Below are 9,938 nucleotides of genomic sequence, written 5' to 3'. Positions count from 1 at the left end.
CGCGTGGTTGAAGGCGTGAGAGAGGGCATCCACCTCCTCGCCAACCGGTACCAGATCGGTGAGCTGATCGGGCGGGGCGGGATGGCTGACGTCCACGTCGGGACCGACGCGAGGCTCGGCCGCCGCGTGGCGATCAAGCTGATGAAGCCGTCGCTGGCCACCGATCCCGCGTTCCGCACCCGCTTCCGCCAAGAGGCCCAGGCTGCCGCTCGCATGGCGCACCCGACCATCGTCCGCGTCTTCGACGCCGGCGAGGAGACCACCCGCGACCGCAGCGGTCACGAGGTCCAGGTGCCCTTCATCGTCATGGAGCACGTCGAGGGGCGACTCCTCAAGGACGTCGTCCGCGAGGGGCCGATGGACCCGGCCGAGGCCGTCCGCATCACCGAGGGCATCCTGACCGCACTCGAGTACTCCCACCGGGCAGGCGTCGTGCACCGCGACATCAAGCCCGGGAACGTCATGATCACGCACTCGGGGCAGGTCAAGGTGATGGACTTCGGCATCGCCCGTGCCATCTCCGACTCGTCCGCGACGGTGGCCCAGACCACCACGATCCTCGGCACTGCCCAGTACTTCAGCCCCGAGCAGGCACGGGGCGAGACCGTCGACGCCCGCTCAGACCTGTACTCCACCGGCGTCCTGCTCTTCGAGCTCCTCACCGGGCGCCCGCCGTTCCGCGGCGACTCCCCCGTGGCGGTCGCCTACCAGCACGTGAGCGAAGCCCCCGTGCCGCCGAGCACCGTGGCGCCGGGGGTCTCGCCGGCCCTCGACGCCGTGGTCCTCCGGGCCCTCGCGAAAGACCGCTTCGAGCGCTTCCAGACGGCCGCCGACTTCCGAGCCGACGTCCACGCCGCCGGCGAGGGGCGCGCACCGGAACGACGACGCCCCGCGCCCGAGGCAGGGTCGACGCTCTTCGGCGTCGATCCTCACAGCCGGGTCGGCAGCGAGGCTGCGCTGAAGGAGCTCTCCTCCGACGACAACGACCGACCGCAACGGACGCAGACACGACCCCCGGTCGCCTGGATCTGGGCCGGCATCGTGCTCGTCGGCATCGTCATCGTGGCCGTCGTGTTCTGGGTGGTGAACCTCCAGCCTCCCCAGATCGACAACGCTCAGACCTCGACCATCCCCGTCGTCGCCGGCAGCACCTACGACGAGGCGGCGACCCAGCTGGGCGACCTCGACCTCACCGTGACCCGCACCGACACCCCGAGCGACACGGTCGACGAGGGTGTCGTCATCTCCACCGACCCCGAGGCCGGCACCGCGGTGCTCAAGAACTCGCCCGTCGCGGTGACCGTGTCGTCCGGTCCTGTCCAGGTCGCGATGCCGGCCGTCGACGGTCAACAGCTGGAGGACGCCTGGGCGGCCATCACCGCGGCTGGACTCGCCCAGGGGCAACAGACGTCCGACTACTCGCCCGACGTCCCTGAGAACGCCGTGCTCGAGTCGACGCCCGCGGCGGGCACCGAGCTGGCTGAGGGAGCGACGGTCGACCTCGTCGTCAGCAACGGCAAGGTGAACGTCCCCGACGTGACCCGCCAGTCGTTCGAGCAGGCCGTCTCGGTCCTCGGCGACCAGCTGGGCCTCACCGTCAAGTCGTACGTCGACCCGGGCTGCTCGGGCGGCAGCGTGTCGAACCAGTCGCTGCCCCCGGGGGACCAGCCGCAGGGCTCCGAGATCACGCTCGGCGTCTGCAGCGCAGGCTGACCCGGCTGAGCGCACTGACCGGGCTGAGCGCACTGACCGGGCTGACCGGCCCCCGCGTCAGCTCAGGTCGACCAACGGGCTGAGCGAGCGGGCCGTGACCGCCGCCTCGGGCAGCCCCGCGACTCCGAGCCAGTTGCCGATCATCTGGTAGCCGCCCTGCGTGAGCACCGACTCCGGGTGGAACTGCACGCCGTACAGGGGGGCAGAGCGGTGCTGCAGCCCCATGATCACTCCGCCCGCGGTGCGCGACGTGACGTCGAGGTCGTCCGGCACCGTCTCGTCGACGACGGCCAACGAGTGGTACCGGGTGGCGGTGAAGGGCTGGGGCACGTCGGCGTAGAAGGCGCTGTCGTCGTGCTCGACGCGCGACGTCTTGCCGTGCATCAGCTCTTCTGCGTGCGTGACGGTGGCGCCCAGGGCCTCGGCGATCGCCTGGTGCCCGAGGCAGACGCCGAGCAGGGGCTTGTCGACGGCCAGAGCAGCGTGGACGACGTCGATCGAGACGCCCGCCGCAGCCGGGGTGCCGGGGCCGGGCGAGAGCAGCACCGCGTCGTACTCCGCGATGCGGTCGGCGATCTCGTCGCGGCCGAACGAGTCGTTGCGCACGACGTCCGTCTCGGCGCCGAGCTGCTGCAGGTACCCGTTCAGCGTGTAGACGAAGCTGTCGTAGTTGTCGACGACCAGGATGCGCGTCATTGTTCCTCCACGGTGACGTCGGGGGCGGGGATGATCTCGTTCACGAGGGGGAAGACCCACTCGACCAGGGCGAACAGCACGACGGCGAGGAGCACCAGTACCAGCAGGAGCCGCAGCCACCAGGGCCCCGGGAGGACGCGCCAGAGGGCGCCGTACACGGTCAGCCCCCGATCCCGGCAGCGGCCAGGGCGGCGGGCGGGCCGTCCGAGAGCGGCTGCCACGAGTCGAAGACGCCGTACGCGACGATCCTCTCCTGAGCGGTGAACATGGGGTTGCAGCTGGTGAGGGTGATGAGTCGCTCCCCGGAGGCGGCGGTCACGTCGGGCGCGTCGGGCACGGGCTGCAGCACCGAGACCTGGGTCGCCTGCACGTACTGGAGGTTGCGGAAGGTGTAGGTGTACCAGCCGTCGGCCGTCTGGACGTAGAGCTCGTCGCCCGGGCGCAGGTCGGCGACCTTGTTGAACGGGGCACCGTAGGTCGTCCGGTGCGCGGCGATGCCGAAGTTGCCGACCTCGCCGGGCATCTGCGTGTCGTCGTAGTGGCCGATGCCGATCTTGTTTAGGGTGCGGACCGTGCTCGTGCCGCCCGCGATCGGGACGGCGTAGTCCGCGCCGAAGCGAGGCACGTAGAGGTTGGCGAACTGCTCCGCCTCGGCCGGAGGAGCGGTGACCGGCGGGGCGCCGGCCTCGTCCGCGGTCGCGGGTGGCGCCTCCTCGGCCTGGCGCTCGAGCTGCTGCGAGAGCTGCGAGGCCTGGTCCCGGTGCTCGCCCGCGACGACGAGGTCGTTGAACCACTGCTGCCAGGCGATGAAGAGCAGCACGAGGACCCCTGCCGTGATGAGCAGCTCGCCTAGCACGCCCACGAAGCTCACCCTGGGGCGCCGTCGCCGAGGGCGCCGACCGTCGGTCGGGGCGAGACGTGCGTCGACGGTCATGGGCCGATCCTATCCGCGCCGCTCTGGACGTCGGCGGCGACGACGGCCCGCCTGTGGAGGGCCTCCGACCCGGCCACCAGCCCCGCCAGGGGCTCCACGCTAGGATGTGCGCCATGGCTGCAGACAAGAACCCCACCTCGAAGCCCGCCCGCGCCCGCGCGGACCGCTCCGCCGAGGCGCGCCCCGCGGCCGACGCCCCGAACCCGGTGTGGTTCAAGCCGGTGATGTTCGGCTTCATGCTGATCGGGCTCGCCTGGATCGTCGTCTTCTACGTCAGCCAGAGCGCCCTGCCCATCGGCTCGCTCGGCTCCTGGAACATCCTGATCGGGTTCGGGATCATGTTCATCGGGTTCCTCATGACCACCCGCTGGCGCTGAGCTCCACCCGGCCCAGCCCGCTCGAACAGGCGTTCGCACTTACATGGCTGTAACTATCCCCACTGTGGAGAGCCCTGTGGATAAGTCGGTGGAGAACCCCGCTCGCTGAGATCGGACCGGTCCGACGACGAAGGAGGCGGCACCCAGGTGGGTGCCGCCTCCTTCGTTCGGCCCGACTCGCGTCACGGATAGCCGAGGTACATCGCCGAGCGCCCGAGGACGATCAGCAGGCAGACGGCGCCGATGGCGACGAGCCCCGCCGTCTGCAGCCCGGCCTTCGACCGGTGGCGCGTCTTCGTGTAGAGGAACGACACGAGGGCACCCACGACGAGCCCGCCGACGTGCGCCTGCCACGAGATGTTCGGGGACACGAAGCCGATGGCGAGGTTGATCCCCAGCAGGACGAGCAGCTGGACGCCGTTCGAGCCGCCCAGGCTGCGCGCGATCACGAAGAAGCCCGCCATGAGGCCGAAGATCGCCCCGGAGGCGCCCACCACCGGAGTGGCCGGCGAGAGGAGCGTCACGGCCGCCGCGCCGCCCAGGCCACTGATGAAGTAGAGCGCCGCGTAGCGGGCCCGCCCCAGCGTCCGTTCGAGCTGCGCCCCGAAGATGTACAGCGCGTACATGTTGAAGAGGATGTGCAGCACGCTGCCGTGGGTGAACATCGAGGTGACGATGCGCCACGGCTCGGTCAGGGCGATCGGGGCGAAGTACGAGAACGCCGAGCTGACGACGCCACCCGTGAGCACCTGCGCGAGGTACACGAGCAGGCTCACGCCGATGAGGCCGTAGGTGACGACCGGGGCCCCGCCGCGGGAGGCGCTGCGGATGCTCCCCACGACGCGCGGCTGCACGCGCGGAGCCGAGGCCCGTGCCTCACGCACGCACTCAGGGCAGTGCACCCCGACCGCAGCCGGGGTCTGGCACTGGCCGCAGATGGTGCGCCCGCATCGCTGGCAGAGCACGAAGCTCTGCCGGTCAGGGTGCCGGTAGCAGTAGTTCGCTGCGTCGGCGGGGACCTGTGTCACCTAGACCTCGTCGATGGTGACGCTCTCGATCACGACGTCCTCGAGGGGCTTGTCGCGCGCGTCGGTGGGGACGCCCTCGATGGCGTCGACGACCTTCTTCGACTCGTCGTCGGCGACGACGCCGAAGATGGTGTGCTTGCCCTGCAGCCAGGGGGTGGCCACCGTGGTGATGAAGAACTGCGAGCCGTTGGTCCCGCGGCCGCCCTGCTTGCCGGCGTTCGCCATGGCGAGCACGTAGGGCTCGCCGAACGTCAGCTCGGGGTGGATCTCGTCGTCGAACTGGTAGCCGGGGCCGCCGATGCCCTGGCCGAGGGGGTCGCCGCCCTGGAGCATGAAGTCCTTGATGATGCGGTGGAAGACGACGCCGTCGTACAGGGGGTCGGTGCTGACCTTGCCCGTGGACGGGTGGGTCCACTCGATGGTGCCGGTGGCGAGGCCGGTGAAGTTGGCGACGGTCTTGGGTGCGTGGTCGCCGAAGAGGTTCACGGTGATGGTGCCGTGGTTGGTCTTGATGGTGGCGACAGCGGTGTGCGTAGACATGGCCCCATTCTCCCACAGGGCCCTCCGCACATCAGCGGGTGCCCAGCCAGCGCGGTGTTACCTGCCAGGAAGCCTCGTGCCAGACTGGGAAGCCAGCATCGAACCGAGCCGTTGCCTACTAGTCGTTGGAGGAACACTGTGGCCCTGTCACGCAAGCAGAAGAAAGAACTGAAGAAGTTCAAGAAGCACGCGTTCGACGTGTGGTCGGAGCAGCGTGAGGTCGTCAGCCACGCAGGCAAGGTCATCGGCGACGCCCGTGACCACGGCGTCCGGTACGCCAACAAGAACGTGACGCCGCGCATCAAGCACGCTGTCGACCAGAACGTCCGCCCGGCCGTCTCGCAGGGCCTGTCCGCCGGCAGCCACGCCGCGACCGTCGCCCAGGACCGTCTGAAGCACGACGTCTACCCGGCCCTCTCCTCCTACTTCGGCGGCCTCGACCTGGTCAACGACCCCAAGGTCGCGAAGGCCGTCAAGAAGGCAAAGAAGCAGGGCGGCAAGTTCGCCTCGAAGGCGTCGAAGTACGCGCCGACCAAGAAGAAGTCGGGCCCCGGCGTCGGAGGCGTGCTGCTGATCGGCCTCGGCGTCGTGGCGCTCGGCGGTCTCGTCTTCGCCGCGGTGCAGACGCTCCGTGCCGACGACGAGCTCTGGGTCGCCGACGACGACGCAGACACCAAGGCGTAGTCCTCACACCCCGCAGCCATCACCGCTGTGAAGGGCCCGTCTCCTGGGAGGCGGGCCCTTCGTGCGTCCCCGCCCGCGCCTCCTCGAAGGCCGGCCCGTCGCCCATCCCGACCCGCGCCTCCTCGACTGCCGCCGGTCGTGTCCCTGCGCACGACTCACTGCTCGAGGGCGGGTAGTTCGGGTCGAGGGCGGGTCGCCCGTCACCCGCCCTCGACGCGGAACACCCGCCCTCGACGATCGTCCCGCTCCGAGTCGGCTTGATGCGGTGGCCACGACGCCCGGTCCAGGGAAGGGCTCGCACGCCCCACAATTCAGGAGGTGCGGTTCCAGGAGTCCTGATCGGTGCACGACTCAGGATTCGCACGCCTACCTGGCACGACTCAGGCCAGATCTTCCTGAATGAGGAGCCCACACGCGGCGACGTCGCACCCGGCGACGAGCGCAGCGACGTCGCACCCGGCGACGAGCGCAGCGACGTCGCCTGCTCCGCAGGCGGCTGGATCGCAGCCGACACGCTGCGCCGCAGGAGCGGCGGCGCAGCCAGACGAGCACGACGAGATGTCTCTCGTGAGGTCACGCAGTGACCGAACACGCGAAGCCGATATCGAGTGGAGCCTAGGAGAATCGAACTCCTGACATCCTGCTTGCAAAGCAGGCGCTCTACCAACTGAGCTAAGGCCCCGAGGTACCGGGTGGACCCGTCGTACTACCTACGGGAGTGGGGCTAACAGGACTTGAACCTGTGACCTCTTCGTTATCAGCGAAGCGCTCTAACCGCCTGAGCTATAGCCCCCGGACCGTCGTAAAGCCTACAGCACCACGACGGAGATGACGAATCGGCCGCGGGGACCGATCCGACCCGGATCAGTTGTTCGTGAAGCCGACCAGGAGGCCGCCGGTGACGCGGACGCTCAGGTTGTAGAGCACGGCCACGACGGCGCCGAGCACGGTGCCGACCACGACGTTCAGCACGGCCACGACGATCGAGAACAGCATGACCTGGCCGACGTTGAAGCTGTCCTGGATGGTGAAGTTCTGGTCGCCCAGGATGTCGCGGAGCACCTGGTCGAGGTCGTTGAAGATGCCCGTCTGGTTGAGGATCAGCCAGATCAGGAACGACGCCACGACGGTGACGATGCCGAGCGCCACGGCGATGAGGAACGACAGCTTCACCACCGACCAGAAGTCGATGTAGACGAGCTTGAGGCGCACCTGCTTGGTGCCGGACGGGCGCGCGGTCTTGCGCTGAAGCTTCTCGGCGACGCTACTCATGGGTCGGTTCCTCTCCGGTGCTGCTGTCGTCGGCCGTGTCCGTGTCGACCTCGGCGGCGGGCTCGACGGCGTCGATCACGTCTCCGGGGCTGACTGCGGGCACGGCGTCGTTGTCGCCGACGGCGTCGATGACGGCCTCGTCGGACGGTGCCACGAGGTTGCGCTCGGTGTTGCGCGCCAGTGCGATGATGCGGTCGTCGGCGGCGAACCGGGCGAAGACGACACCCATGGTGTCACGCCCCTTCGCCGGCACCTCGGCCACGGCAGAACGTACCACCTTGCCGCTCGAGAGCACCACGAGCACCTCGTCGTCGTCGCCGACGATCAGGGCGCCGGCCAGGTCGCCCCTGGCCTCCGCGAGCTTCGCGACCTTGATGCCCAGCCCGCCGCGGTTCTGGACGCGGTACTGGTCGGCCGCCGTGCGCTTGGCGTAGCCGCCCTCGGTCACGACGAACACGTAGCCCGTGTCGTCCGCCACCGAGGCGGACAGCAGCGTGTCGCCCTCGCGGAAGGTCATTCCCTTCACGCCCGACGTCGAGCGGCCCATCGGGCGCAGCGAGTCGTTGGTCGCCGTGAAGCGCAGGGACATGCCGTGGCGCGAGACCAGCAGCAGGTCGTCGCTCTCGTCGACGAGCAGGGCAGAGACGAGCTCGTCGCCCTCGCGGAGGTTGATCGCGATGATGCCGCCGGTGCGGTTCGTGTCGTACTCGGTCAGGGCCGTCTTCTTGATGAGGCCGTCGCGGGTGGCGAGCACGAGGTACTGCGCGACCTCGTAGTCGCGGATGTCGAGCACCTGCGAGATCGACTCGTCCGGCTGCATGGCGAGCAGGTTCGCGACGTGCTGTCCCTTGGCGTCGCGCCCCGCCTCCTGCAGCTCGTAGGTCTTGGCGCGGTAGACGCGCCCCTTGTCCGTGAGGAACAGGAGCCAGTGGTGCGTCGTGGTGACGAAGAAGTGGTCGACGACGTCGTCGGCCCGCAGCTGCGCGCCGCGCACGCCCTTGCCGCCGCGGTGCTGGCTGCGGTAGTTGTCGCTGCGGGTGCGCTTCACGTAGCCGCCGCGGGTGATGGTGACGACCATCTCCTCCTCAGGGATCAGGTCCTCGACACTCATGTCGCCGTCGAAGCCGAACATGATCTCGGTGCGCCGGTCGTCGCCGAACTTGTCGGTGATCTCGCGCAGCTCGTCGCTGACGATCGTGCGCTGGCGCTCCGGCCTGGCGAGGATGTCCTTGTAGTCGGCGATCTCGCGCTCGAGCTTGTCCGCGTCGTCCTGGATCTTCTGGCGCTCGAGGGCGGCCAGGCGGCGCAGCTGGAGGTTGAGGATCGCGGAGGCCTGGACCTCGTCGACGTCGAGCAGGTCCATGAGGCCCGCGCGCGCCTCCTCGACCGTGGGCGAGCGGCGGATGAGCGCGATGACCTCGTCGAGGGCGTCAAGCGCCTTGAGGTAGCCGCGGAGGATGTGGGCGTCGGCCTCGGCCTTGCGCAGGCGGAACTGGGTGCGCCGCACGATGACGTCGATCTGGTGCGCCACCCAGGCGGAGATGAAGCCGTCGAGCGCCAGCGTGCGGGGCACGCCGTCGACGATGGCCAGCATGTTGGCGCCGAAGTTCTCCTGGAGGGAGGTGTGCTTGTACAGGTTGTTGAGCACGACCTTCGCCACGGCGTCGCGCTTCAGGACGATGACGAGGCGCTGGCCCGTGCGGCCCGAGGTCTCGTCGCGGATGTCCGCGATCCCGCCGATGCGGCCGTCCTTGACGAGCTCGGCGATCTTGATCGCGAGGTTGTCGGGGTTGACCTGGTAGGGGAGCTCGGTGACGACGAGGCAGGTGCGGCCCTGGATCTCCTCGACGTTGACGACGGCACGCATCGTGATCGAGCCACGGCCCGTGCGGTAGGCGTCCTGGATGCCGCGGACGCCGAGGATCTGCGCGCCGGTCGGGAAGTCCGGCCCCTTGATGCGCTCCATCAGCGCCTCGAGCAGCTCTTCGCGAGATGCCTCGGGGTGCGCGAGCGACCACTGCGCACCCTCGGCGACCTCGCGGAGGTTGTGCGGCGGGATGTTCGTCGCCATGCCGACGGCGATGCCGACCGAGCCGTTGACGAGGAGGTTCGGGAAGCGTGCCGGCAGGATGGCCGGCTCCTGCGTGCGGCCGTCGTAGTTGTCCTGGAAGTCGACGGTGTCCTCGTCGATGTCGCGGACCATCTCGAGGGCGAGTGGCGCCATCTTCGTCTCGGTGTACCGGGGTGCTGCTGCGCCGTCGTTGCCGGGCGAGCCGAAGTTGCCCTGGCCGAGCGCGAGCGGGTAGCGGAGGCTCCACGGCTGGACCAGCCGGACGAGCGCGTCGTAGATCGCCGTGTCGCCGTGGGGGTGGAACTGGCCCATCACGTCGCCGACGACGCGCGAGCACTTCGAGAACGCGCGGTCGGGACGGTAGCCCCCGTCATACATCGCGTAGATCACGCGACGGTGGACGGGCTTGAGGCCGTCGCGCACCTCGGGCAGCGCACGGCCGACGATGACGCTCATCGCGTAGTCGAGGTACGAGCGCTGCATCTCGAGCTGGAGGTCGACCTGCTCGATGCTGTCGCGCTTGATCGCCGCGGGGAACGCGGTGGTGCCCTCGGCGTCGGTGCCCTCGGGGGTGTCGTTCGGCTCGTCGGCCATGATTCTCCGTCTGTCGTGGTCTGCCCCGG

The 9,938-nt window shown here is 69.3% G+C and carries 10 protein-coding genes and 2 tRNA genes; 3 read left to right on the top strand and 9 right to left on the bottom strand.

Annotated features, from left to right (window positions below):
- Window positions 1–15: 15 nt before the first annotated feature.
- Window positions 16–1,713, top strand: coding sequence for a Stk1 family PASTA domain-containing Ser/Thr kinase (gene pknB / locus ES689_RS06560; protein WP_223269450.1), 1,698 nt, complete (start codon window positions 16–18; stop codon window positions 1,711–1,713).
- 57 nt (window positions 1,714–1,770) lie between these two features.
- On the opposite strand, the gene ES689_RS06555 is transcribed toward pknB, so the two are convergent.
- Genes ES689_RS06555 through ES689_RS06550 form a run of 3 tightly spaced genes read right to left on the bottom strand, consistent with a single transcriptional unit; the run spans window position 1,771 to window position 3,343 of the window.
- Window positions 1,771–2,409, bottom strand: coding sequence for an aminodeoxychorismate/anthranilate synthase component II (locus tag ES689_RS06555; protein ID WP_146902111.1), 639 nt, complete (start codon window positions 2,407–2,409; stop codon window positions 1,771–1,773).
- Window positions 2,406–2,567, bottom strand: a complete 162-nt coding sequence (locus ES689_RS15570) for a hypothetical protein (protein ID WP_191330261.1) — start codon at window positions 2,565–2,567, stop codon at window positions 2,406–2,408. The genes ES689_RS06555 and ES689_RS15570 overlap by 4 nt, the downstream gene beginning before the upstream one ends.
- Window positions 2,568–2,569: 2 nt before the next feature.
- Window positions 2,570–3,343 (bottom strand): class E sortase, encoded by a 774-nt coding sequence (locus ES689_RS06550; RefSeq protein ID WP_146902108.1) that lies wholly within the window; start codon window positions 3,341–3,343, stop codon window positions 2,570–2,572.
- 113 nt (window positions 3,344–3,456) lie between these two features.
- Between ES689_RS06550 and ES689_RS06545 the strand changes: the two genes are divergently transcribed.
- On the top strand, window positions 3,457–3,720 hold the full coding sequence (locus ES689_RS06545) for a cell division protein CrgA (protein WP_123547410.1): 264 nt from the start codon (window positions 3,457–3,459) through the stop codon (window positions 3,718–3,720).
- Between the two features lie 182 nt (window positions 3,721–3,902).
- Here ES689_RS06545 and ES689_RS06540 read toward each other — a convergent pair whose 3' ends face one another.
- Together ES689_RS06540 and ES689_RS06535 are read right to left on the bottom strand one after the other, a co-directional pair.
- Entirely contained in the window at window positions 3,903–4,748 is an 846-nt protein-coding gene (locus tag ES689_RS06540) for a rhomboid family intramembrane serine protease (protein WP_146902106.1), read from the bottom strand.
- Window positions 4,749–5,288, bottom strand: a complete 540-nt coding sequence (locus ES689_RS06535; RefSeq protein ID WP_146902103.1) for a peptidylprolyl isomerase — start codon at window positions 5,286–5,288, stop codon at window positions 4,749–4,751.
- 138 nt (window positions 5,289–5,426) lie between these two features.
- On the opposite strand from ES689_RS06535, the gene ES689_RS06530 reads away from it, so the two are divergent.
- Window positions 5,427–5,972 (top strand): hypothetical protein, encoded by a 546-nt coding sequence (locus ES689_RS06530; RefSeq protein WP_146902100.1) that lies wholly within the window; start codon window positions 5,427–5,429, stop codon window positions 5,970–5,972.
- A 609-nt stretch (window positions 5,973–6,581) separates the two neighbouring features.
- On the opposite strand, the gene ES689_RS06520 is transcribed toward ES689_RS06530, so the two are convergent.
- The 4 genes from ES689_RS06520 to gyrA all read right to left on the bottom strand — a co-directional run bounded on the left by ES689_RS06520 (window position 6,582) and on the right by gyrA (window position 9,909).
- A tRNA-Ala gene (locus tag ES689_RS06520) sits at window positions 6,582–6,654 on the bottom strand.
- Window positions 6,655–6,691: 37 nt separating this feature from the next.
- Window positions 6,692–6,765 (bottom strand) — tRNA-Ile (locus ES689_RS06515).
- A 71-nt stretch (window positions 6,766–6,836) separates the two neighbouring features.
- A complete protein-coding gene (locus tag ES689_RS06510) occupies window positions 6,837–7,244 on the bottom strand; it encodes a DUF3566 domain-containing protein (protein WP_146902094.1) in 408 nt (135 codons plus the stop codon).
- Window positions 7,237–9,909: a DNA gyrase subunit A gene (gene gyrA / locus ES689_RS06505; RefSeq protein WP_146902092.1), complete on the bottom strand. Its 2,673-nt coding sequence runs from the start codon at window positions 9,907–9,909 to the stop codon at window positions 7,237–7,239. Before gyrA ends, ES689_RS06510 begins: the two co-directional genes overlap by 8 nt.
- Window positions 9,910–9,938: the final 29 nt, after the last annotated feature.

Origin of the sequence: Frigoribacterium sp. ACAM 257 (genome assembly GCF_007954365.1) — a bacterium.
Taxonomy (GTDB): domain Bacteria; phylum Actinomycetota; class Actinomycetes; order Actinomycetales; family Microbacteriaceae; genus Frigoribacterium.
Note: the sequence above shows the minus strand (reverse complement) of the source record. Positions and strands in the feature narration are given on the sequence as shown.

Coding starts and splice junctions, on each gene's coding strand:
- ES689_RS06555 (WP_146902111.1), bottom strand. CDS start 2,409: ATGACGCGCATCCTGGTCGTCGACAACTACGACAGCTTCGTCTACACG.
- ES689_RS06550 (WP_146902108.1), bottom strand. CDS start 3,343: ATGACCGTCGACGCACGTCTCGCCCCGACCGACGGTCGGCGCCCTCGG.
- ES689_RS06545 (WP_123547410.1), top strand. CDS start 3,457: ATGGCTGCAGACAAGAACCCCACCTCGAAGCCCGCCCGCGCCCGCGCG.
- ES689_RS06535 (WP_146902103.1), bottom strand. CDS start 5,288: ATGTCTACGCACACCGCTGTCGCCACCATCAAGACCAACCACGGCACC.
- ES689_RS06510 (WP_146902094.1), bottom strand. CDS start 7,244: ATGAGTAGCGTCGCCGAGAAGCTTCAGCGCAAGACCGCGCGCCCGTCC.
- gyrA (WP_146902092.1), bottom strand. CDS start 9,909: ATGGCCGACGAGCCGAACGACACCCCCGAGGGCACCGACGCCGAGGGC.